The sequence below is a fragment of the Christiangramia portivictoriae DSM 23547 genome (genome assembly GCF_000423045.1).
Lineage (GTDB): Bacteria > Bacteroidota > Bacteroidia > Flavobacteriales > Flavobacteriaceae > Christiangramia > Christiangramia portivictoriae.
Window position 1 is genome coordinate 123814 of record NZ_AUHF01000007.1, and the last position, 24461, is coordinate 148274.

Consider the following 24461-nt stretch of genomic DNA (forward strand, 5'->3'; position numbering starts at 1 on the left):
ATGAAGACAAAAATCTTAATTATCGCAACGGCATTCATCTTTTTATTGCCCACACGCGCTGCGTGTCAGGGAATGCCCACTTATGACAATACCAATTTTATCAGCTTGGTAAAACAACTTGTAGAATCAGGTAAACAGACAGCTCAAATGATTAAGTCTGTAAAATTCTTAAAAGATGCAAAGGAGAGCATTGAGAAAGTATCAAGTGTGGTACAGCAGCTTAGAGCAGTTGAGGAAATTGGACAGAACAATCAGCGCCTTATCACCGTAATGCAGAACGATGTACAGGACATACTCAACTCGCCCTACATCAAACCAGAGGAAGTTTCAAGGGTTGTAAAATCTTTTGATGCTATTGTTCAAAACTCATTGGAGACGGTAGATTTTATTGATGAAGTCCTGTCCAGCGATTATCTCAAAATGAGCGATGCAGAACGTGCTGAAATCTTAAAAGCAAAGGAGCTTGAATCAAAGCAGATGGTTTCCAACATAACTACAAAAACAAAACGCTATCGAGACATTATTTCTTTCAGAAAGATGCAAGATAAAGTCAATAACCGAGAAACATTCTACTAAAATGACCGCGACCATTCTCTTAGGAATTGGTCTGGAATATATCGATACCGTTTTCCAGACCATACAAGCCAGCAATTTTTCGCAATACACAATTGCGGGAATGAAAACGCTCGCTGTCTTGTTCTCTTTGGTCAACATCCTTAAAAAGTATAACGAAGGAATTGCAGAGAAGGACGGTTACACTTGGGGATTGAGTCCTGGTGAATTGGTCAAGAATTTTACCATTGTCATCTTGGTCATATTCTCAACTCAGGTATTGGGATTTTTTGATGGGATTTTAGTCGCCATTGAAGAACAATATCGAGGAACAGCACCAGCATTACTGCCTTTGCAAATGCAGGATATTCCTTTAGAGGAAGACGTAAGTCTTTTTGATGCCGCAAGTTCAGCGATGACACTTTTATATGAAGCCCTGGTTACACCTTTATACGGTTTTAAAATATTGGCATTTATCTTAACTACCCTACTTTGGATATTGGATTTGTTCATCTACCCGCTATTTTTAGCAGAGCGCTTCTTCCTTTTAGGAATAATGCAAGCATTTTTTCCTTTGGTCATTAGCCTTGCAGTTTTTGAAAAGTTTCGTTCGCTCGCCTACACGTTCTTCAAACTATATGCAGCGGTGTTTATGCTCGTGCCAGCCTTCTTTCTGGTCAATATATTTATCAATGCCATATACACGGAAATCAACACCAATTTTTGGGTCAACCTTTTTGGGACAGAGGTTGGCCAGGGCTTTTTTGCACCTGTGGTTCAGTTGGGATCAGTAGGTTTTATTGTTTTCTTGAAATTCACCCTTTATAAACGTGCCACGTCATTTACGCTAAGACTATTTACCAACTAAATATTTTCACAATGAAAACACCATACAAGAACATTTACAGCGTCCTAAATTTGAATCGGTTTATCGTTTTGGCAGTGGTTGTCTGCGCCTTACTATCCAGCACATTTTCGGTTTGGATGGTATTCAACACCCATCAAAAAGCCCTTAATAGTGCCTTTGCTATCAATACCGATGGCAGTATAATTCCGCTGAAGCTCGTAACCCAAAAGGAAAATTTTCGGGTTGAAGCTTTAGCACATTTGGATCTGTTCCATAACTACTTCTATAACATAGATGCGAGTAATTATGAACGTAATTTGGAAAAGGCATTGTGGTTGGGCAATAGTTCTGTGGACAATCTCTACCGCCAGAAAAAAGCGGATGGTGTTTACAACAGGTTGCTTCAGTATTCCTTGGTTCAAAAAGTACTGGGCATCGATTCACGACTATCTGAAAATAATGGATCGTATAGTTTTACAACAACCACCATTTTTGAAATTAATAGAGGTTCAATCATCGACACCTATGAGTTGGTTTCCACCGGAAACTTGATTACGGTTGACAGAAACTTCCCCAACAATCCACACGGATTATTGATTACCAAATATTTCGAGAACACCTTAAAAAAACTAAACGATGAAAGTAGAAAAGAATAAAATAGTATTTGCAGCAGTATTGGCCGTGATTGTCATATTCATCATTTCTTATTCCGTAATGGTAATGGGCGATGATGAAAGTGAAACTGAAAACCTTAAGCAAACCTTAGTTCCAGATTTAGAAGAAGGTCAAAAAGAGTATGATTCCAAACTGGATGCGATTAACGACTTAAAGAAAGTACGTGAAAATAATGCGCCCAGCATTTATGATGAAAAACTGATTGATTCTTTGGGATTTTACGACCCAGATCTTCCAGATCGCGAAAAAGAGCGTATCGTAGATAGCATATATGAAGCTGGTAAGATCCAATATTCAGAAAAGCGATACCAAAATTTGGGACAGAAAAGAACTGTTCGCAAAGCGGTTTCAAAGATTGATTCTGTAGAAGTAAAACGAGAACAAAAAATCCAAGCGAAAGAATTGGGATTGGAACATCAATTGTTCTTTGCTGCTGCGCCTAAACCCAACGAAGTTTCAATCATCGGCAATACAGATGAAGCAATTTATGTGGTCGTTGATGGCGACCAAGTCGTAAAAGCGAATACCAGATTGCGAATGCGACTGATCAAAACTGCTACAATCAATGGTAAGCTGATGCCCAAGAATACACCTGTGTTTGGATTTATCAGCTTTCAGCCCAACCGAGCGCTCATTGAAATTGAAAACATACAGCACCATCCCACAAAACTCAAAGCTTTTGATTTATTTGATGGTAGTGAAGGCATCTACGTACAGAACAATTTTAGAGCAGAAGCTACTACTGAAGTGTTGGATGATATTATTGGCGACATCAACATCCCTACTGTTCCGCAAGTAGGTGGCGTAACAAAGGTGCTCAGGCGTAGTAACCGCAATGTAAAAGTTACTGTACTGAACAATTACAGATTAATTCTAAAACCTAAATTATGAGCCTATAATGGGCATTTAAAACGCACTCTTATGAGAAAGTATATTATTATTTCCGCGCTTATTATTGTTTCCGCTTTCGCGAAAGCACAACAGCAAACAATACCACTTGATACAATCTATGCCAACGACACCAAAAACGTTGCGCTATTTTTTCCAGAACCCATACGACAAGGAATAACGGGTTCAGATAATTTTGTTTTTACCTACAACCGTGAAAAAGAACAGTATTTTGGACTTCTTCAAGCAACCCCTGGAAAGGAAAGTAATTTACTGGTAGTCAATAGAAATGGTTCGATTTTTTCGTATATTGTAAGGTATAAAAAACAGCTTTCTAAGTTTAATTATTTCATTCCGCTATCAAATAGTATCGGAAATGAAAAACCGTTTGTAAAGGATTCGGTTCTTGTTGAATCTTCTGAAGAACTTGTAGATAACAGCACCTATTATCACCAAAAATTCTGCTCATATCTACTCAATAGAAAACAGCGTATAGGGCGCATCAAGAAACGAAACGAAGGTATTATCTTGACCGTAGAGAATATTGTTTTTGATAAGGATGAGCTCTATTTTGTTATCGAGATTGAAAATAATTCTACGTTGGATTACGATTTGAATTTCTTGAACCTTTCGATTGAAACTCGGCAAAAAGGGAAAAGAAAATCATTGCAAAGGCTCTATCAAGAACCGATATATGAGCATAATCTGCCGTCTAAGATTAAGGAAAATGAAATGGCTCGATTCGTTTATGTGCTGCCCAAATTTTCACTATCCAATGACCGGAGGGCAATTTTGGAATTGAATGAAAAGGATGGCGAACGAAATATAAAAATGAAACTATCGCATAGATATATTAATAACCCAAATTAATACTGATATGAAAAAATTTGTTGTTTTGTCGCTCATAGCGCTGTTACTTTCTTGTGCTGATTCTAAAACTAAAATCTCGGGACCAAGTGCCACAGCCCAAATTGTTATTGAAAGCTTTTATGAAAAAGATGAAGAAACTTTAAAGGCTAACTCAACACCACAGGCATATTCAAACTACATGAATACTATAAACATGTTTAATGCTACGGTAAAGGATGATTCCAACTTTACTGTTTTGCAGGATACGATTATGGGTGACGTGGCTTGGGTAAAATATACCACAGCTTATGATAAAACGCCTGGTGTTTTTAAACTGGTTAAACAGGACGGCAAATGGCTGGCTACTGCAAGAGGCTCAAAGGACAAAGCGCCGTTTTAATTTATTTCTTGATCTTTTAAACTAATCAAAGCTCAAATCCACCTTCAAGGATAAAATGTTGAAGAAGATTATCTACCTTAATGTTGACTTTGAATTGTGGTAAGTTTGTTTCTTCAAGTGCGTCAAAATATGCTTTTGCTTTCTCTTTGTTTACGGTATCCTTTAGTTCTGTAAATCTGCCATACTCGTTGATGTTCTTTGCATTTAAACCTGAATCCATCATTTCGCGTAAGCGTGATTCATCCAATCCTAATACCGTTGCGATTTTTCTTATCTGATCGTTCTTTGCATTAAACTGATAACGTGTTATGTAATCTTTAAAAGTTTTTCCAGCTTCCAATTTTGCGCTACCACGCTGTACATCATGCAAAAACAGATTCGCATATTTCTGTTCTTCCTGGGTTAGGGAAGCAAATGATTTGTGCAGCTCATCAAGGGTCTGGCGTATTTCTTCTTTCCCAATTTTATCGCTTTGAAGTATTTTTAAATACTTTTCAAAGCGGGAGTTCATATAGTCAGCATCAATCTTTTCGGTATCAATTTCTGTAAGGTGCCCGTCTATCTCGTAGGGAACATCTAAACTGCCGCCACCGCCACTATCAGAAAAGAGTTCTTTATATCTCAGGGCTAGAATTAAATAGGTATTCTCGTCCAGAGCTAATTCTACAACCTTTTTTTCCTTACCTTTTCCAAATGTGTATTTGAGTTTTTTCCAGTTAAAGCCTTGAATTTTTGCGGCTTCCAGATACGCATTAAAATAGCTGAACAACTTTGCAAAACGACCTCTTTCTGCAAGGTTGTCTGGTAACTTCTCGAAGTTTTCTACTCCAGCAGCATTAAATAAGTGGGCAATGTCATCAAAAACGCTATTCATAGCGTTTAAATTATAGTCGAGCTGCTCCACAAATAAACCGATGGGCTTATCTCCAGAATACAGTTTTATGGCCGCTCTTATATTGCGATCCATTGTATGTGGCTTGCGGTAATAGCGTATCGTACCGTGTGGTTTATCTGGACCAAAGAGTCTATTAGTACGAGAAAATGCCTGTATGATGTTCTCATACTGCATCTTTTTATCCATATAGAGCGTGTTGACCCATTTTGAATCAAATCCTGTAAGCATTTGATCAACCACTATTAGAAGATCCAGTTGCTTTTCTGGCTCGGTTTCTATTCTTAAATAGGGTTCCTTGTGAGACAGTCTGGCGGCAATATCCTTTTTCATTTTAGCATGGTTTGCCATCCTAAAGTCCTGATCGTACCGCTCATTATAGTCTTCTATAATTTCTACAAGAGCTTCTTCTTTATACTCACTATTACCATTGTTATCTATAGTAGGGTCAAATAGCGCAGTAATTTTTAAATCTGGTTTGGCTCTTTTTATGACTTGATAGTAAAGAACCGCCATAGGAATACTGCTCGTCGCAAAAATGGCGTGAAACTTTCCATTCTGACTCAATATTTGCCAGTTTTCCAGAATATCCTCTACCACCTTTGTAATATGTGCTTCACGGTCGTATTGTGACGATGATAGATGATCTTCAATACCGGTAACGTATTGCCCAGCGCTATTATAAGATCCAGCCATAGTGACCTCATTCATATACTTCAAAAAGATCTTTTTTTTCTTATCATCGCTTAGGGCCTCTGTTACATCTACAGCTTTGGCTTTTTCTAAAGCAACCGCTGTTCGCAGGTCTTTATCTTTATAGGTTAGCACTTTATAGGGGTCAAAACCCAATACATTTCTATCCCGTATTCCATCGGCAATACTATATCTGTGAAGCTCATCGCCAAATACCGTAGATGTGGTATTCATCTTTTTCTGGTTTTCATCTTGTATGGGCGTGCCCGTAAAACCAAAGAAAATAGCCCAGGGAAAGGTATTCTTGATTGTGATAAGCATATCGCCAAAGGTGCTGCGGTGCGCTTCATCTACAATGAATACAATACGCTTACTATTCATTATCTCAATATCAGCCGATTTTAATCCACCTTCTTCGTCATTGATATTGCTCATTTTCTGGATAGAAGTAACTATCAATGTATTTGCTGGATCATCGCTTTTAAGTTTTGTGACGAGCACACCAGTATTCTCTGTAGCCTGCACATCTTCGTTGTCATCTGAAAAGCCTCGATATTCTTTAAGTGATTGTGTGCCCAGCTCAATACGATCCATCAGGAAAATAACCTTATCTGCATCTTTAGAATTTGCAATGAGCTGTGCACTCTTAAAACTAGTCATCGTTTTACCAGATCCTGTGGTGTGCCATACAAAACCGCCCAAAGCCTGCTTGCTTTTCCAGTCTGTATTTGTGATCTTATCACTTATGGCATTTGCAGCATAGTACTGGTAGCTGCGCATCACTTTTAGAATACCATCACTACTATCTGGTACGGTGTAAAAACCTATGAGACGATGCGCCATAGGAATAGACAATAGCGATGCCGCTATATCGCTCCAATGGTTTATAGGCTCATTATTAAAATCTGCCCAATTAAAATAGAAGTCTTTGTTGAACCTACCGTCTGGACCTGGATTTGCAAAATATTTGGTTTCTTCCGGCTCCATTGCCACAAAGACTTGAATAAGTGAAAATATGCCTGTGAACAATCCGGCATTTGCATATTTTTCTATCTGATGATAGGCCTGACTTACTGCAACATTACTCTTTTTAAGCTCAATGTGGATGACAGGCATACCATTAATTAGTAAAACCAAATCCCCACGTCTATCATTTAAAATTTTTGATTTGCCCTTAAACTGTGGTTGTTGTGCAATTTGATACCTGCTCTGGCCACCAACAATCTCAAAGCGATCGTATATTTTTAGACTTATTTCTTTACCATAATGTAGCGTGTCATTGGGATTGTCTCTGGTAATGGCAACTGTCTTACCATTAATAAAGCTGTTGAGTTTAAGTGGCGTCCGCAGCGCTTTTACCTGTTCCAGTATTTGCTGCATCTCGCCATCTGTTAAGGGATGGTCATTTAAACGGTCTATATTACGATTGTTCTCAAACAGGATGCTTGCCCAGTTATCTATCAATACCTTTTCTGTAGGATATTTAAGGATTTCATTCTCCCAACCTTTAGTAGTGAGCGCAGCAATTAATGCTTCTTCAAATTCTGTTTCTTTCTTGAATATCATACGGTGTGATGACTTTAATCCTGCGAGAGGAATAATTTGTTAAGAAAGGCTTTCTTAATAGTCTTAAGTTTTGCAATCTGGGAATTATGCTTTGATATATTCCTATCTAAGATTTCAAAATATTGTCCAATTTTTTTTTGTTCCGAGATATCTGGAAGCAATAAATTAGTTTCTTGTAAATCACTATTTCTAATATGAACGACTGATTTACCTTGTGCTTTTTTTATTAATTCATTATACATTATCCCGTTTGAGATCGACAAGGCTAAAAATGTAGAATCCAAATTTTCTTTTGGGCGTATTACATTTAAATCACCTCCTATTATCACTTGAGCATTTTTAATTACGGAAGCAGTAACTATGTCTTCAGATGATTCTCCAGAAGAAGGAATTATTACTTCACCACCTTCACTATAAAGGGAACCCTCTTTTGGTTTCGTAAATGTTTCAACATTTTCAATGATTAATGTATAATTCGTGTAAAGACGACCATATAAAATAATAGGTATTCCATTTTTTAAAAGATCGCTTTTGGAATAACCGCTACCTTTTAAGAATGTGCCCAAATTTTCAAGTTTTTTACTTTTCCACTTCTCATCAAATCCCTTAAAACGTATTTCTGGAGCTGTTGCACCGTTTTGTGGAAACATCTTGATAAGCATTGCTTTTTTCAATTTCAATAGTTTTTCATATTTTTTTGTATGATTAACTATGGATGATTCAAGCTTATCAAATAAAACACCTATCTCCTTTTGTTCTCTTTTTGATTTTGGTAAATTGATCTTAAGTGATAATAAGTTTTCAGGCTTAACAGATTGGCGCTTTACTACTGTTCCTTCTTCATACTGTAATGCTCTTAACTTGAACTTTTCGCTTTTTACTATTCGTTCAATAAATGACGGCTCTTCCTTTGTAGTAAAAGTTACATAGATTGGCGATATGACACCTCTACCATGCTTGTTTCTATCTATTGCGCCGTATTTAAGATTTGATGGATTGTAAACGATATCCTCAAGCTCTGTTAATTTGTAAATTTTATTTTCCTGATCTAAAGTCAAGTGGTCTCGATTGTTTGATCTTCTCTCACTTCTGTCAATCACGCCTTGCCCTGATGCAAAAGCTAAAATAGGTGCATCCTCAGATATTTTTTGAAGTTCATTTCGTTCTGTTAGAATTTCGCCTAATTCTACTTCTCGCCATTCGTCTGTAAAACCTGCAAACCGAATTTCTGGACTTTTCTTTTTTTCTGCCATTTTATCCATCGGTTTTTAATAATGTTTTAAACTCATTGATGGCTTGCATATCAAACTCACTTCCTGTAAGATCATCCATCAAGGTTGACAGTGAATTTTCTGCTTCATTGATATCCCTGGCTACATTTGAGTAGGTTACGGCATATTTTTCAGAGAGTGATTGTAGCTTTCGCGAAAGCGTATCCAGTATTTCAAGTGGTAAACTATGCATTGCCTTTACTACTGGTGTTACCCATTTGTGTTCCAATAAATAATAGACTTGTGCTTCGGTTAAGTTTTCAATGGTTTCTTTAGTGAGTAGATGCAGAGCTGCCGCTTCTTTTTTTACCACTGCTTTCACCTCTTTTTCTTCGGCAAGTAAGCTCGCTGCCATTACTAATTGAGACTCGAGAGAATCTTTTGGGAAATTAAAGGCTGCCTGTAACTGTGCCAGATATTTATTCACAGCTCCTTTACCATAGGTACCATCCTTATTGGCATCCATCGCGGTCCATTGTATCGTTTTATTAGCTTCAATAAATGCCAGCTTTTCGGCTTTTTTAGGTTTATTGTCCAGCACTTCATAATAAGCCCTGAGGGCATTTATTTCTTCAGACTCGACATCGGCATAAATATCCTTTAGCGCATCTTTTAATTCCTTTGCCATAAAAGCATCATTCTTATCATTAAGAAGACTGCTTTCTTTTTCATCTTCTGGCAGGTTATCTATAAGCTCTTCTATTTCTGTAACAATAGCCACGAGACGGTTTTCCTTTTGCTGTAACTCTTGTAATTCTCTGTGCAAAAATTGCTCCTGCACCAGTTCAAAAGGCATCACACGACCTTTCCAGCCTTCTTGCACTTCTTGCTCTTTACCGTCTTTCTTTTTCAATACCATATTAGGATCTACCACACGTGTGGCATTAAAACCTTCTGTCTGGATAATCTCAAGATCTATCTTTATGGTGTCCCATTCATCATCCAGCAGCTGGTATGCCTGATATTTATCTATAAGCGGCAGGGATTTTAAACGTTTAAAAATATCGTTGCTTAGAATGGTTTTTTCTCGTGATATGCGCACGGCATCCATATCGCTAAGTAGTTCTTCTTTAAGATAGCCTTCTAAACTAGCAAAGGCAGTTTTAAAATTTGATATAAATGTTTTAATGCTATCATGCTCCAGGATAGCTGAATGGATATCCTCTACCTGTAATCTCGCATTTACCGCAGAGTTGTTTGAGAACATAACATCTCGCAATCCAGGAAAGGATTCCCAATATACCCCTAGCTCATCTATTTCTTTAATAGGAATACCGCCAAACATTGATGCATAAATATCCCAGTTCTCTGGATCTTCAGATGAATCTACATAGCGCGGTATATTTAAATTATAGTCATTGCCTCTTATCTCGTCTCTTTTTACAACTCTCGAGAATTTGGGTCTACTTTCTCTGTTCCGCACTGCGTCTGCAATTCTCTTGATGTCTGATGCTCTTAGTTTGTTGTTCTTTCCTTCCTTGATAAAGCCTTTTGATGCATCTATGATCAGGACATCTGTATTACTGCGCTTTTGTTTGAGAACGATTATTACCGTTGGAATTCCTGTGCCAAAGAAAATACTAGGTGGCAATCCTATAATAGCGTCTATATGATTAGACTCTATGAGCTGCCTACGTATGTTACCTTCCTCACCACCACGGAAGAGCACACCGTGGGGTAATACGATAGACATAATACCATCTGGTTTTATGTGGAACAGATCGTGTAGTAGAAAAGCATAATCTGCTTTAGTCTTAGGTGCGAGTCCGAATCTTGCATATCTAGGGTCTGCATCTTTATGAGCTGGCGACCATTTTTGCGAGTAGGGTGGGTTCGAGACTACAGCATCTACATATAAAGGTTTGTAGGTACGGATGGGATCATTCTCATCAAAATACGGCCAGTCATCTTCCAGTGTGTCGCCGTTGCGCGTTTCAATATTTGTGGGCAAAATACCACGCATTACCAGATTCATTCTGGTAAGGTTATAGGTGTTCTTTTTTAATTCTTGTGCAAAGTATTTAATATTGTTCTTGTCGTCCATATGCTTTGCAACACTATTTCCTATGTTGATAAGCAATGATCCAGAGCCACTTGCAGAATCATAGATTTGAATTTCCTTTCTGTCTTTTAAGTGATCTGAGATAATTTCAGACATTAGGACAGACACCTCGTGCGGTGTATAGAATTCTCCCGCCTTTTTACCGGCATTTGCGGCAAACATACTTATGAGGTATTCGTAGATAAAACCTAGCACGTCATAATCCTGTTTTCCATCCATCGGGATATCCTTAATAAGATGTAACAGGTCGTTTATAGCCTTGGTCTGTTTTGCAGCATTTTCTCCCAGTTTGCTCAAACCTGTTTGCAGCGTGTCAAAAATCCCATCAAAGAGTTTCTTGTGTTTAGGACTTATCAAACGGCTAAATGCAGAAAGAGCATCACGCACGTCTGAAACATCAAAGTCTCTACCGCTTTTTAGCCAGGTGTGGAATAAATCGTCATAAGCGATAAAGTAACCTAAATTGTCTTTGATGAAGTTTACAGTTTCTTCATCTTCTTCACTTAATACTTCAATATCAGCATCAGTAAAATCTGCTTTCTTGGCAAATTGTAATTGTTTTTCAGACAGGTATTTATAGAATATAAAACCTAATATATAATCTTTATATTCATTGGCCTCAATCTTGGATCGCATCTGATTTGCAGATTCCCATATTTTGGCGGCTAGTTGTTGTTTGTTCATATTTGTAATAAAAAGATTACCATCCTATATTTAATTAGGGGCAAAAATATATTAAACTTTAGGAAATTTTAAAGATAAAGTTTCTTAGATAATCAGCACGATAAATTCTTAAATGGAGATTAGGATCATTTAAATATTGACCTAGCCTCATCATAAATCCGCTCAAAATTAGCCGCTAAATCTGCCTTAGAAAATTGCATGGATTCTTCAGGAAGCTGCCGTTGAATTCGGGCTAATTTAAACTGAACTTTCTTATCCTTACCATCGGCATAGGTAATAAACTCGCCTTGTTTCAATCTAAAAAAAACGTCTGCTCTTATCTTTGGGATTTCTTTTTCGCCAGTCGTAATACGAGTATCAAAATCGAGATTATGGCCGCGACTTATGCTTTTGGTAGGATCTTTTATAATTTCAAAAAAGCGTTCATAATATTTAGCCGTATCTGGGTCATTGACCTTTCCGAAGAACTGGTAGGATAGGTTGCTCAAAATCGCTTTGCTTGCCTTATCGCCATACATCATATCATTCTGAATTTTGTCCTGCATCACATACACAGTAGCAATATCATAACTTCTGAGCGTTGCCGGAATGCGGTGCATATTCAGTAATCGGATGGTAGGTGCTTCTTCCATCAATAAAAAAGACGGTCTCTGACCGCGTGCGCTCATTTGCTTGGTAATAGTGTGAATAATGGTTGCAACAACAGGCGAATAGGATGTTTCATATTTTGGATTATTTACTACTGAAATAATTGCTGGATTATCCTCGCTATTAATATTTAGTGGCACTTCGTCTGCGGATAATGCCATAAAAATGCGCTGTGTGCTAATTCGTTTCAGCGCATTGGCCAAGGTGCTTTTTACACCAGCGGTCTGCCTATCAGAATCCTTACCACTAATAAATGCATCTGCCATTGCCCTCGATGTGGTGTTGGTCTCCAAAAATTGAATAAGGCTATCCGTGTCCAATAATTGATAAATCGCTATTAAATGTGGAAGCGTACAGTAGTTGGGATAGTCGGTTTTCAGCTTCCAAATCAAACCACCAATCAAACCTTCAGCTGCATCGTTAAAAAATTTGGTTGTTCCTGTTGTTCCACTTTCTCTTTGTTCCAAAAGGTTTTCAATCAATACCCTTGACACCTCATTTACGCTTTCCTCATTCTCTAAATAACGTGGTGCAATAGGATTTACCCTGTGGATGATTTTATCGAAGGAAATGACTTTAAACGGGATATCGCTATCCTTAAAAAGTGGAAATGCCATTTCGGTCAGTTCAAAATCTTTGTAGTCGTGAATAATTCCACAAAACTGTTCTTTCCGGAAATGTTTTAAAAAGCCATACACCACACTTTCGGTCTTTCCACTTCCGGCAGAACCTATTATGGATGCGCCCCTTTTGATATTATCCAATTTGAAATTTCCTTTGGTCGTAGCAAAATTGACTTGATATTTTCTATCGCCATTCTGTACGGTTTCAGTTTTGTGTAGAAAGACATAGAACCCTATATTAATTAGCATTAGAGGACACGCTAGATACAGCAATATTGATACTAATTCATTCCCTTCAGAAATAAAGAAAATGAGAAATAAAAGTATTGCGATATTCAAAAGAAACGCATACTTGCTAACCCGAAACATCGCATAGAAAACCATACTGGATAAACCAATAATTGAAAGTACCGATATAAAATTGTCTATCTCCATATCAATTAGATCCCTATTGAACTTGATTTAATGGCCACTTCTACACCACGTCTTAATTGCTTAAAAACCCGAAGTGCAATTTGTGCTTGAATAATTGGAATACTTGGCACTATGGGCAATCCCGTTTTTGTGATCATTTTGAAAGCCAATGCTTTTTCATTGGCTGGCAACTTCATCAAGGCGGCGAAGTATAGATTAGGATTCTTTACAAAATCCTTTCGGGCTTTATAGGATTCTGCAAAGTTGCGTTTATAGTCAAAAGTCTTGTCAAACGTTTTTTCCGCTTTCGCGAAAAAGGTATCTCTATCAAAACCGCGCTTTACCTTTTTACCGTGCATTTCCACTACCGAAGCTTTGTGTTTGCTTCCTGGAGAAAGACTAACCGAATTCGAAGCATCCTTTCTGCTAACGATGATATGGATATGACTTTGGTATCCATCTTTTCGCATTCCCTGGATAATCCGTTTTCCGTTTTGTTGATGCGGTGCTTGGCGTTCCAATTTTGCTACTTCCCTTTTCATACTTTTAAAATTTCCTTCAACTCTTCCTTCTTGAACATTTCGGATTTCAGTTTTTAGCTGAAGAATTTTTGAAGCGTAAGGTTGATTCTCTTTAATCTGAAAATCTGTTCCTTTAAAGGTTCGTTGATGTTCAATTTTAGCGAAGTATTTTATATCATCTATGGTTATCGGTCTTCCGTGAATTTCTCGATTGAAACTGGCAACATAATCCTTCATCAACTCACGCGTGTAGGTTTTTAAATCTTGGCTATTGTTCTGAAGTTTTCGCAATTCGTACTTTGACGGACTGACCGTAATCGAATAAAACTTGGGTTCTTTATTTTTCAATTTTGCGGTGTTGCCATCGATTTCTTTTACCACTTCTTCAGCGGAAATTTCATCGCCATATTGATTGAAAAAGTGTTCCATATCTTGCTGTTCTAAACCCTCGTTTTCTTTCTCTAAATAGCCCACAAAATCAGCTGAACTTTGTGAATAATTAGTACCCAACTTTTGAGGTGTTATTGTGATGTACATGGTTCAAAAAATTAAAGTTGGTTACTTGGGTTTTGCTTTTCGCGAAAGCGTACTTCCTTTTTTTCTTCGACATATTTCTTCTCTACAATCAGCGGTTTTTTTGTAGGTTCTTCTGTTTCAAAAAGGGATTGAATCATTGCTACCGTCGGTTTCGTTTGTGTCTTTTCCACGTCTCGCATTATGGCGATAACTGCGTTAATTCTTTTTAAAAGTTTTGCTTCAATTCTTCGTCCCGTTGGACCTAATTTTTCCTTTGGCGAAATTTCGTTATAGAAGAAAAAATCGAGAATAGTTGACATTGCTTCAGTATGTGACTTGAAGTGTGTTTTCGAAAATGCTTGAAAACGTTTGGCAGTTTTCCGTTTAAACCTAATTGTAATAAATGAATCCATTTTCTTTCGCTTTTTTAAAGATTTGACGTAAATCCACCCCTGTTTACTGGCTATTTCAAGCTGTTTGACGCAAATTGTAGAAACTTTGAAATATCGACTGATTGTAAATAACTAATAATCAGATGTTTAAAACGTAAATGGAATCCGTAACATCGCGCAGCGTGTTACCCTCTTGCTATTCCATTTTCGTCCGCACAGCGGACAAAATTTCATACAATTTGCTTATACACAAATTGCTTTTTTCGGAATTCGAATAATTCCAAATTGTAAATTATCGATGGATACAGCTATCAGCGAAAGTCAAAAATTGGATAGCTATAAAAATTATATTTGCTGAAGTTCAGCTTTTTAAAGATACAATTTTTTGGAATTTTAGTGAAAAATAGATTCCATAAAAAAGACCTGAAAAATCAGATCTTTTTAGAATTTATAAGGAAGTTCTATTATAACAGTCCCTCATCTGCAAAAGAGAAGTAATTGCCGTCTGGAGTAATAATTAAATGATCAAGGACTTTGATATCAAATAACACAGCAGCATTTTTTATTTTTTCTGTAAGCCTTTTATCTGCTTCACTCGGTCTTAAAGTTCCGCTGGGATGATTATGTGCTAAAATAACAGAGGTAGTCAAACTCTTTAGAACTACCGCAAAAAGAATTCTCAAATCTACTAATGTGCCGGTAATTCCACCCGTAGAAACTTCATAGATTCCTTTAACCTTATTGGCATTATTAAGAAGCATAACTTTAAAGCATTCTTGCAGTCCTATCTGATCTTTATTCCACTCACTAAATAATAGTTCGGATGCACTTAACGAAGAAGTAATTTTAGGAGCCTGAGAGATTTTAAAATTTCCCTGATATTTTATTGAGATTTCATTAACTTTAGTTTTCATTATTGACTTTTTAAAGGGTTGATAATTAAAAGAGGGCGTTACCGTGAACAAGTACCCGCCCTCTTATTTTATTATTACTGGCTATCGCCATTTTTTACACCTAGTAAAAGAATTTCGTTGGCTTCTACTTCGGTTACATACCGTTTTACTCCATCTTTATCCTCATAGCTACGGGATTTAAGTTTTCCAGCTACTCCAATCTCTTTACCCTTTCCGGCATATTTTTCAATAATTTCTGCAGTTTTTCCCCAGGCCACGATAGTGTGCCATTCGGTATTCTGTATTTTTTCGCCTTTTTCATTTTTATAAAACTCATTAGTGGCGAGTGAAAAACGGGCAACTTTTTTACCGCTTTCGAGGTTCGTGATTTGTGGATCCTGTCCGACATTTCCAATTAACTGTACGTGATTTTTTAAAGTACTCATGATTAAAAGATTTAAAGATTACTAATTATGCCACCTGAACCTTTCAGATAGTTTGCTTTATTATTTTTCTTAAATGATTTACTTATTATATCTGGAGCGTTTTCCTTTTTTGTTTTTTTTGGTGCGACTTCCTTTTGAATGTTTTTATAAGATTTCATAAGATTCATTTTAGATTTACTTCCTATAGCGCCCTCGCTGTTTCCTTTTTTTGTTGCTGAAACATTTTCAATATTTGGAATTGATAAGGACTTATAAAAAGGAGGTACGACTGGCTTATGCAGTGCGTTCAACTTCCGAATGTTGGTATTTTGCTATTAAAAAAAGGGAGGGACAGTGAGGGTGCGGGAGTAATTCTAAAGGCGTTTGTGAAATATTAAAACATAGGAAGTAGCATCAAATGAATAAATGGAATTCTATTTAGCGGACTTACTTCACGATTTCGGCTCGGGAATGTAGTGTTCCTTCCCTGCATAGCGGGAAGGGTTAACGGAATGGAAAGCTGAAATTGGGGATTGTGTCCAAGACCTTTCTAGTGAAGCTCTTTGCCCGTAATGAAGCTTTTCGCGAAATGCAGGGGAATGTGCTGAGTGGATTTGGGTGTAACCGTCTGTTATATACTTAGCCATCCAGTTTGAGGTACTGGATAAACCTTTATTTATTTTATGCCATAGCATAGACTTCATCAAACAGCTTTTTATCCAACCGTTCTTGTTGGCCAAAGGTTTTCTTTAGGACGTTGTGTAGTACTGAATTGAATGCATTGTAGCCCAACCAAAGATTTGGTTCTTCATTGAGCAACAATGCTTCGTAGTTTAAGATTTCGATGACTTCACGAGACTTTTTTGATGGGTCGCTATTCTTGTCGCTACATTCGTATCTAAACAATTTTGTTCTGTGGAGAATCGCCTTCACAAATTCCTGTATATCGATGATTTTAAATTCCTTCATCTTGTCGAAATTCTTGGTAATGGTATAGAATTCATTAGTCAGAAATTTATCGAACAGATTGTTTAGCCTCGGCATAATTAGGTGAGTATTGTTCTTACTGTGCTTGATGGAAAACTCAATTTCCACTTGTGAAACGTGCAGACCATTTGAACACACCTCTCTATAAAACCCGAAGTGGCCAGAGGTCTTCTCACTTCCATCATAAGAGTTTTTAAACCGAAGCATCGGTAGTATCAAGTCCTCATCATTCTTGACTGTAAACTGGCTTTTATCATCGATAATAAAGTCAGTAATAAATGACCTGTCGTTTTTATTAATAGTGCGTTTGTGGAAATTCAGTTGTGCATCGGTCAGCATTTCTTCAGCTTTCTTGAAGAATAGTTGATTAGGAATGTGTCCGTAGCTATTTGATACCACATTGACGATTTTGCCGTTTGATATAATGGCATTTTCAAGCCCTTGTCGGGATTCCATCTGGGTCAGACTTTTTAAGGATTTCATTTCAGATGGAACAAAGATTTCATCCTGTTGCAAATTTTGTAAATACATAGCTTTTGAATTTAGATTAAACAATATTTAAGCATAACCCAAACGGAAGCTAAAATCTCAGCTCAAAAGGAAACGGAATAAATAAGCGTAGGATGGCGCGATGGCTTTATGCCGTAGTCTTTTGATGGGTGTATTTTTCGAGTTTACCTTGCGTGGATATTGTATGATAATAAATTACCACACCAATACCCTAATTCTTTCTTGTAGTAAAATAAGACGTTTCAGAATATCATCCCACGAGAGGGCTTCCCCTGTGAACATACTTTCTTTCATAACATTATAGTCATTGGCATAATCTTCTATAACTGAATCTGGCGGTACTATATTAATCGAACTTGGTATATGATTAGAATAATCAATTCCTCTTAATGGCGAAAAAGTACTCCGATGTTCTGCAATATCATAGAATAGTTTACCATCTTTTAAGGCTTTCTCTGCGTGGTCGCTGTCCATCAACTTCTCTAAATCGTATAAGTGTCGGCTTAGCCTATCAACCCTTATGTTTTTCTTTTGCCATTCTTCGTGTAACAGAAAAATCTTTTCTAAGAATGTGCGCTGTGGTTCTACCGTTCTCACATCAAAAGATGGATTGGTAAAATCCGCTGACTCAAACTCTCTATCAACAATGGAATTTATAGGAACATCCTCACAGGGTTCACGAAGTGACCTGCAACTGATTTCTAAGAGTATCCTTGGTTCTATATATTCGCTCTGTCTTGTTAATGGTTCATAGGTTATAAAAATCCGTAAAGGATCTGTATCAGAATCTTCAAAAGGCTCAACGCCTATCGAAGAAAGGGGTAGTTTATTTTTTTTTATTGCTTGTGTTATATCAGCTAGTAGCTCTGTACTTATAAACTTGGCACTTTTCTTACGAAGTTTTTTTATCTGTGAACGAGATAATTCCCCTTCCATATTTAAATAAGCACGGTCGATGGCCAAGTCAATATCCTCAGAAAATCGATTTATTAAGTCATAACCCTTACTTAGTGATGTACCGCCTTTAAATACAAATGCTTCTGCGTAAGGCAACGAAAAAACGATGCGAAGCATTTCTGTGACCCACCAGTCTTTTTCTACTGCAAATGCAGGAAGGTTGGCTTTTACACCAGCTTGGGTAAATATTCTTGTTTTCTGTTCGTTGGTTAGGCTTATAAACTCACTCATAATAATACATTAGTAAATCCCCAAAAATATCGGCTATCCAGGAAGGTGCCAGCTTCATATCTTGGTATATATTTTCAGGATCTTCTTTTTTTAACTGTGCTTTAATTTTGGCGATTTCTTCTTTGGTTACCTTTTCTTTTCCAATCTCCTTTAGCGCCTGTATTGCAAGACCACTCAACCTACCCCTGGCAGCTAAATTTTTCGGGCTGGCTTTTTTGAATTTTATTTTTCGCTTACCAATTCTAATTGTTCGTGGTGAACCGTCCGTTAAAAAGATCGCATTCAATGGCACTTGTGTTGACATCCCTAGCAAATTCAAAGCTTGTATTCCAGTTGGAATTATACGGGCATTATCGCGAATTGCTATTTCCTCAGCGACAGTTTCTATGTCTGGATATAGCACCCCTAATAATTCGTCTCTTTCAGGATATAAGTAAATTCCACGTGCCAAACGTTCTAAAAAACCCTCATTGGTAAGTCGCAATAATGATTTCTTTGTGTTTTCTACACCGTACTTTATTTCAAAATCTGATGGCAATACTATACTACCCTTTTTCCCAAGTTGAATTTCATCCTTTATTTTCTCTTTTACAGACTTCAATGTTACATTTTGTCCCAAATATATGCTTTTTTTGGGACAAAAATACATCTATTTAACAGTGTAGTTTACAGAACACACACAATAAAATAAAATTTGATATTTTTGTGCGTATGTAATAAATTATTTATCTTTGTAAAAATATTGAACTAACACGTTTAAAAATGGAACTCGGAAAGAGAATAAAACAGTTAAGGCAAGATGCAGGGCTATCTCAGCAAGAATTTGCTGATTACACAGGGTTTTCAGTTTCATATATTCAAAAATTTGAAGAAGGAAAACGAGAAATGAAAACAAATCATTTGATACGTTTTTCTAAGGTTTTGAAGTTGAAACCATTCGATATAATTAATACCGAAAGCACAAACTTAGAATATAATCCGACCGACAAGTCTGCATTCTCGATGACCAACATTGAGTATAGGGAAAAACAAGACTCTCACAAAATTTTTGAAAATGAAATCATCGAAACCATTTCAAGTGATTTCTTCAACATCATCGAGCTTGAAAACATAATGGACGATAAAATGAAGTTCAAGAATCCGGTTGAAGATATCTTGATAACCAATGGTGATGATATTGAAGATGCGGTCAAGGTTATTCGCAAGAAATGGAAGCTTGGCAAAAACCCGATATACGATGTTATCCACCTATTGGAAAACAAAGGCATCAAAATTTTTGAGGTAGAAAAGCCAAATAGTTTTGTTGCTTTTTCTGGTTGGGCTGGCGAAGTTCCAATTATCGTACTCAACGGTGTAAATCCAGACATTGCACGAAGACGCTTTACAACTTTGCACGAATTGGCTCATCTGATCCTTAATTTTAATATTGACGACCATAATAAGATTGAACGTTTTTGCAATCACTTTGCAGGTGCTATGTTGCTTTTTGAAGATATCCTATCCGACCACTTCAATGATAATAGAAACGGTATCACACTGGAAGAGCTAAAGAATATTAAATCCGCCTATGGTATATCTATTTGGGCTATTATTATGCGTGCTTTAACTCTCAGTATTATTAATTGGGACACTTACCACTCGTGGAAAGAAAATTATGACCAATGGCGAGAAAATGATGAAACCTCTTTTGGTGATTATCACGGTGTAGAAAAACCCAAACGATTTTACAGTCTGTTGGCAAAAGGATTAAATATGGATAATAAAGAGGGTAAATCTTTACTTTCCCATACCAGGGCGGCAGAACTGTCAAATATGACAGTAAAGGATATTAAAGCGAGGTTTGGTGGTAAAAACTTTATGCGAAATTAGATGTATGTATTCAGTGACATAGAGTTATTGCTCCTCTTAGATAGTTTAAAGATATTAGACAATTCAACAGATTCTTTTTATGTAACTGAAATGGCTATAGAATCGCCTTGTTACGATTACGTAGAACAAAATCGTTTGAAACGCTTGGTTGGAGAAGGTAAAATAGAGACATACTCGCTGGAAGGCGAATTTTTTAAGTTTTCCTGTAAGGAAAGTATAAAGTACAACGGGTTGCACATTATGGATTTTGCTGCTATTTATTTTTGCAAAACTATAAACGGATGCCTTGTCGAAAGAAACGATTTAATAAAGGAATGTGCCTCAACTAATGGAGTCAATGCTTTATCTGTCAATGAAATATTGGGCACTATTGTTAAAGAAAAAAAGTATATGGAATTTATAAAAGCACTATAAAAAAAGCTGACATCTAAGATATCAGCTCTATAATTTACTTTAAGATAAGATTGGAATATTATCTGTAAAGACTTTGTTTTTGGCGAAACAAATATACCGCTTATTTCGGTATTTACAAGTCCTTCACACATAATCTCCCTTTTTCAATTAGAGTAATAATCCGCTACCAGAATGGTGGCAAGGAATATTTGTTTAATTATTTAAAATAACCTGTTATGGCAAAGAACAAACCGTTTGGGTGACAATGCTAGAAAAGGGGCAGTTAAAAACCGTACCCAAGTACTCAACCCCAAAACTGGGCTTTACGTTAAAAGAAATTCCGACTCAGGAAAATTTATGGACGTAAAAACCAGCGGTGGAAAATTTAAAGGTGTTACCGATAAAAGCAAGTAACGCATCAGCGAAACCCAAATGCTGTGAATTAGGGCTAATTTAAATTTTGACTATGAATTATTCATTTCAAAATGACAGGTTGAGTCTCTGTGAAAAAGACACCTGTTTACATTTAAAAGGAAATAACGCCAAAGTTATTTCCACAATTCTTACTGTAGTAACTTTTGTTACGGCTGTTTCCGCCATTGCAAAGGCTATCAAGTAATCAACTAGGCTGGTTCTTAGGATTCAGCCTAGTTAATAATTTAATTCTATATGGAAAAAGAAAGATTGGAATATACCATAACCCGATTGGACCACTACTATGATAGTGTAAATAATAAAACAGCAGTATATATTGCTATAAACACCTTTATCACAGGTGGGGCAATTACGCTGTTAACTCAAATTCAGGAACTTCTTGATAAAGAAACATGGCTCTTAATATTTTTAGCAGTAATTATTGCATTTGGTGTTGGCAGTCTTATACTGCTGGCATTGGCAAGTATGCCTTATTTCTCACCTAAGTCAGATGTGGAATCGCTATACTATTTTGCTAGTATCGCACAGAAAGGCAAAAAAGAATTTTTCAAGCTTTCAAAAAAGCAGGACAAAATAGAGGATGTAAAAGACTTGAGAAATCAAGTTTTCGTTCTTTCACAAGGCTTGAAATCAAAATTCAAAAAACTAAAATTGGCTTGTGGCCTATTAATCATACAATTTGTGCTATTGGCACCCTTAACCTACATATTAATTAAAATAACCTCGTAAAATGAACTTATTTGAAGACTACAAAAACGTAATTAAAAAAGCGGTCGAGAACGACCCTACAAAATCAAACAAAATCTACGGATTAAGTGAACCTCTGTTGGAAAGCAACCGTGAATATCTTAAAACGTTAAGAAACGAACTTCCTGGTCGAGAGCTATCTCGTGAAATGAAATTATTTGCGAAAGGGATGGGTGTGCCAGAGACTTTCGATTATCAGCCGTTGGGAAGTCACCCAGACTTTGTACACTTAAAGGGGACAGACTTAGTAGAAGAGCATTGGATAATTTCAGGCTTCATCGATGTTAAGAAAAGCACCAAACTCTTCAACAATTTCACAAAAGCAACGGTAAGGTTGATTACAGAAAGTATCATCCGAGCTTCAATGTTTGCAGTAAACCTATGCGGTGGCTACGTGCATCGAATACAGGGTGATGGTTTAATGGTCTATTTCGGCGGAAAAAACATAGAAAAGCTAAAAGCTGTCGAAGATGCCTTAAAGTCCTTTTCTATGATATCCTATTTTGTCAAAAATGATCTAAAAGAATTTTTTGAAGAAAATGGCATTCAAGATATTCATACAAGGGCAGGATTGGATTTGGGTCATTCCAAGCAGGTGGATTGGTTTTATTCCGGCATTGGTGAATCTGGTGAAGTTACCACGTGCAGTATTCATACTAGTCTTGCTCCTAAAATGCAAAGTAACGCAAAAAACAGTGGCATAGTTGTAGGTCACAATGTGACAACACAACTTAGAAAGGATAAGTATTTTGAACAGAGAAGTAAAGAAATTCACGATTATGAGGATGGAAGAAAATATCATCAATACAACTTTGATTGGGAACGCTACTTGGTAGATAACAACCTAGCTGTTCAAAATGATAAGGGTGTTTTGGTATTGACTATTAATACCCTTCCGGACCCCAACAGAAATAGCCGTGATTTGTATCCAATAGCTTCTAAAAGTAAACCCTACTTCAACTATGAGTGAAAAAGGACTCAATACTGACATCAAAAATTTTCTGAACAAATATTTTGCCTTTGAAATAGTTGAAAGCCCTAAAACTGGATATTTAGCTCTCGAAGGCAAAATAAGTATCTTAGACAGAAATGATAAGCTCTGGGGTCAATTTAAAATCCTAATCCTTATAAATGAAGTTGAGTACCCACATACCGTACCTATAGTAGTCGAGAAAACTAAGATCATCAATAGAAATTGGGATTTTCATATTTCTAAGGATGGTGAATGTTGTTTAGACATTCCGCATAAACTTATGAAAAGAAAAAGACGAGGAATTGTATTTGAAGAGTTTTATAGAGAAGTAATATATCCTTTTTTTGCGAATTTCCATTATAAAGAATCCACGGGGGATTATGCAAATGGGGAATATAAACACCACTTTGAAGGTATCGAACAATTTTATCAAGAAGAATTTGGGCTATCTGATTTTGAAAATATTATTGCCCTATTGGAAACGGCCATCTATGGTATCAAATATCATCCCAATAAGGAATGTCCTTTATGTGGCGGTCCTAAATATAAAAAATGTTGCCGGAAGAAAATCTATGATTTGAAAGGGTATGGCTTGCACCAATTAAAATTTGATTTGGCACTTTTTAACAAATACTAATTCAAAATAGAACAGATTCCAAGTTAAAAAATGTTCTAAATAAAATACGAATACAACTGGCATTAATTTTCGCCAAATTATATTTCTTATAGAAAAATAATAAGATGTTGTACCTATGTTGTACCCAAGCTATAAAAAAAGACTTCACATTTCTGTGAAGCCTTGTCTTTCTTAGTAGCGGGAACTGGACTCGAACCAGTGACCTTCGGGTTATGAGCCCGACGAGCTACCTACTGCTCTATCCCGCGCTATTGGACGGCAAATATAAGACGTTTTTTAGTTTCTATCCAAACTTTTTTTAAATTTTATATAGAAATCCATTGGATCGCATTCAGTCTATCCTTTATATCGTAGGTCCTAACCTCTACGTTCAAAAATATATCACTCACATTAACAGCCTTTTGAAACCAAATACTATCAGTAACTATTGCGATCTTATTAAAAAGATCTGCATTTAAATATTTAAAATTTATTCCTTTTAATAAAGCCTTAAAGCTAATTTCATGACCTCTTTCCAGTTCTAGGTAGACATTTACCTGTTCGTATTGCTCCAGACGTGCTTTAATCTCCAGAATCACTTCATCCAGGAGTTGATCTGTAAGATCTGTATTTACTATGATGCCGATGACATGACCGGCTAGATCAAATGTTGCCAACATGATTTATGTGTAGGGTAAGCTACTAAGATAATTTAAAAACAGATCAGGTTTACCTGTGAATAAAAATTATTGTTCAATTGGCCGGGCTTCGAAAACCTGCAATTCGTTAGATTCAAACTCAATGTGAAATTCAATAGGATTGCAACAGGTCTCGCAATCTTCAATATAAGTTTGTTGCTGAACAGAAGGATCCAGCAGTACAGAGACTTCTTCCCAGCAGTAAGGACATTGAAAGAAATGTTCGTTCATCAA

Annotated in this window: 26 protein-coding genes and 1 tRNA gene; 12 read left to right on the top strand and 15 right to left on the bottom strand. The window is 36.6% G+C overall.

Going from position 1 to position 24461, the window contains the following annotated elements; genetic code table 11:
* From G529_RS0105595 to G529_RS0105620, 6 genes are read left to right on the top strand one after another with little or no spacing between them, the layout of a single operon-like run.
* The gene (locus G529_RS0105595; RefSeq protein ID WP_026914606.1) at positions 1-576 is read left to right on the top strand and encodes a hypothetical protein; all 576 of its coding nucleotides are present in this window, start codon (positions 1-3) and stop codon (positions 574-576) included.
* A 1-nt stretch (position 577) separates the two neighbouring features.
* Positions 578-1420 carry a hypothetical protein gene (locus tag G529_RS0105600; RefSeq protein WP_026914607.1) on the top strand — a complete coding sequence of 281 codons (843 nt, stop codon included), beginning with the start codon at positions 578-580 and terminating at the stop codon, positions 1418-1420.
* Positions 1421-1431: 11 nt separating this feature from the next.
* Positions 1432-2055: a conjugal transfer protein TraK gene (locus G529_RS0105605; RefSeq protein ID WP_026914608.1), complete on the top strand. Its 624-nt coding sequence runs from the start codon at positions 1432-1434 to the stop codon at positions 2053-2055.
* Positions 2036-2965: a conjugative transposon protein TraM gene (gene traM / locus G529_RS0105610; RefSeq protein WP_026914609.1), complete on the top strand. Its 930-nt coding sequence runs from the start codon at positions 2036-2038 to the stop codon at positions 2963-2965. The genes G529_RS0105605 and traM overlap by 20 nt, the downstream gene beginning before the upstream one ends.
* A gap of 30 nt (positions 2966-2995) precedes the next feature.
* Positions 2996-3832, top strand: a complete 837-nt coding sequence (locus G529_RS0105615) for a DUF4138 domain-containing protein (protein ID WP_026914610.1) — start codon at positions 2996-2998, stop codon at positions 3830-3832.
* A gap of 7 nt (positions 3833-3839) precedes the next feature.
* Positions 3840-4211, top strand: coding sequence for a hypothetical protein (locus G529_RS0105620; RefSeq protein WP_026914611.1), 372 nt, complete (start codon positions 3840-3842; stop codon positions 4209-4211).
* A 25-nt stretch (positions 4212-4236) separates the two neighbouring features.
* Here the strand turns inward: G529_RS0105620 and G529_RS0105625 are convergent, their stop codons facing one another.
* The 12 genes from G529_RS0105625 to G529_RS0105680 form a co-directional block, all read right to left on the bottom strand.
* Positions 4237-7362: a type I restriction endonuclease subunit R gene (locus G529_RS0105625; protein ID WP_026914612.1), complete on the bottom strand. Its 3126-nt coding sequence runs from the start codon at positions 7360-7362 to the stop codon at positions 4237-4239.
* Positions 7363-7376: 14 nt separating this feature from the next.
* On the bottom strand, positions 7377-8615 hold the full coding sequence (locus tag G529_RS16655; protein ID WP_211220651.1) for a restriction endonuclease subunit S: 1239 nt from the start codon (positions 8613-8615) through the stop codon (positions 7377-7379).
* Between the two features lies 1 nt (position 8616).
* Positions 8617-11379 carry a type I restriction-modification system subunit M gene (locus G529_RS0105635; RefSeq protein WP_026914614.1) on the bottom strand — a complete coding sequence of 921 codons (2763 nt, stop codon included), beginning with the start codon at positions 11377-11379 and terminating at the stop codon, positions 8617-8619.
* Positions 11380-11504: 125 nt separating this feature from the next.
* A complete protein-coding gene (locus G529_RS0105640) occupies positions 11505-13085 on the bottom strand; it encodes a type IV secretory system conjugative DNA transfer family protein (protein ID WP_026914615.1) in 1581 nt (526 codons plus the stop codon).
* Between the two features lie 5 nt (positions 13086-13090).
* Entirely contained in the window at positions 13091-14122 is a 1032-nt protein-coding gene (gene mobB, locus G529_RS0105645) for a MobB family relaxase (RefSeq protein ID WP_026914616.1), read from the bottom strand.
* Positions 14123-14133: 11 nt separating this feature from the next.
* Entirely contained in the window at positions 14134-14514 is a 381-nt protein-coding gene (locus G529_RS0105650) for a BfmA/BtgA family mobilization protein (RefSeq protein ID WP_026914617.1), read from the bottom strand.
* Positions 14515-14957: 443 nt separating this feature from the next.
* Entirely contained in the window at positions 14958-15407 is a 450-nt protein-coding gene (locus G529_RS0105655) for a JAB domain-containing protein (protein ID WP_026914618.1), read from the bottom strand.
* Positions 15408-15481: 74 nt separating this feature from the next.
* Positions 15482-15832, bottom strand: a complete 351-nt coding sequence (locus G529_RS0105660) for a single-stranded DNA-binding protein (RefSeq protein WP_026914619.1) — start codon at positions 15830-15832, stop codon at positions 15482-15484.
* A gap of 11 nt (positions 15833-15843) precedes the next feature.
* A complete protein-coding gene (locus G529_RS15535) occupies positions 15844-16122 on the bottom strand; it encodes a hypothetical protein (protein WP_035695668.1) in 279 nt (92 codons plus the stop codon).
* A 370-nt stretch (positions 16123-16492) separates the two neighbouring features.
* A complete protein-coding gene (locus tag G529_RS0105670) occupies positions 16493-17329 on the bottom strand; it encodes a DUF932 domain-containing protein (protein ID WP_026914620.1) in 837 nt (278 codons plus the stop codon).
* A gap of 174 nt (positions 17330-17503) precedes the next feature.
* The gene (locus G529_RS0105675; RefSeq protein ID WP_211220652.1) at positions 17504-18496 is read right to left on the bottom strand and encodes a nucleotidyl transferase AbiEii/AbiGii toxin family protein; all 993 of its coding nucleotides are present in this window, start codon (positions 18494-18496) and stop codon (positions 17504-17506) included.
* Positions 18489-19115, bottom strand: coding sequence for a DUF6088 family protein (locus G529_RS0105680; RefSeq protein ID WP_245566894.1), 627 nt, complete (start codon positions 19113-19115; stop codon positions 18489-18491). Before G529_RS0105680 ends, G529_RS0105675 begins: the two co-directional genes overlap by 8 nt.
* Before the next feature lie 143 nt (positions 19116-19258).
* Between G529_RS0105680 and G529_RS0105685 the strand changes: the two genes are divergently transcribed.
* The 6 genes from G529_RS0105685 (at position 19259) to G529_RS0105715 (ending at position 23550) form a co-directional block, all read left to right on the top strand.
* Positions 19259-20365, top strand: coding sequence for a helix-turn-helix domain-containing protein (locus G529_RS0105685; RefSeq protein WP_026914623.1), 1107 nt, complete (start codon positions 19259-19261; stop codon positions 20363-20365).
* Positions 20366-20779 carry a hypothetical protein gene (locus G529_RS0105690; RefSeq protein WP_026914624.1) on the top strand — a complete coding sequence of 138 codons (414 nt, stop codon included), beginning with the start codon at positions 20366-20368 and terminating at the stop codon, positions 20777-20779. It begins immediately after the preceding gene.
* A gap of 445 nt (positions 20780-21224) precedes the next feature.
* Positions 21225-21377: a hypothetical protein gene (locus G529_RS16480; RefSeq protein ID WP_157514542.1), complete on the top strand. Its 153-nt coding sequence runs from the start codon at positions 21225-21227 to the stop codon at positions 21375-21377.
* A gap of 50 nt (positions 21378-21427) precedes the next feature.
* On the top strand, positions 21428-21922 hold the full coding sequence (locus G529_RS0105705) for a Pycsar system effector family protein (protein WP_026914625.1): 495 nt from the start codon (positions 21428-21430) through the stop codon (positions 21920-21922).
* 1 nt (position 21923) lies between these two features.
* Positions 21924-22910 (top strand): hypothetical protein, encoded by a 987-nt coding sequence (locus G529_RS0105710; RefSeq protein WP_026914626.1) that lies wholly within the window; start codon positions 21924-21926, stop codon positions 22908-22910.
* The gene (locus G529_RS0105715; protein WP_026914627.1) at positions 22903-23550 is read left to right on the top strand and encodes a ubiquitin-conjugating enzyme family protein; all 648 of its coding nucleotides are present in this window, start codon (positions 22903-22905) and stop codon (positions 23548-23550) included. Before G529_RS0105710 ends, G529_RS0105715 begins: the two co-directional genes overlap by 8 nt.
* Positions 23551-23725: 175 nt before the next feature.
* On the opposite strand, the gene G529_RS0105720 is transcribed toward G529_RS0105715, so the two are convergent.
* From G529_RS0105720 to G529_RS0105730, 3 genes are all read right to left on the bottom strand, one after another.
* A tRNA-Met gene (locus tag G529_RS0105720) sits at positions 23726-23798 on the bottom strand.
* A gap of 57 nt (positions 23799-23855) precedes the next feature.
* Complete coding sequence (locus G529_RS0105725) at positions 23856-24209, bottom strand: SpoIIAA family protein (protein WP_026914628.1); 354 nt, start codon at positions 24207-24209, stop codon at positions 23856-23858.
* Between the two features lie 66 nt (positions 24210-24275).
* Positions 24276-24458, bottom strand: coding sequence for a CPXCG motif-containing cysteine-rich protein (locus tag G529_RS0105730; protein WP_026914629.1), 183 nt, complete (start codon positions 24456-24458; stop codon positions 24276-24278).
* Between the last annotated feature and the right edge of the window lie 3 nt (positions 24459-24461).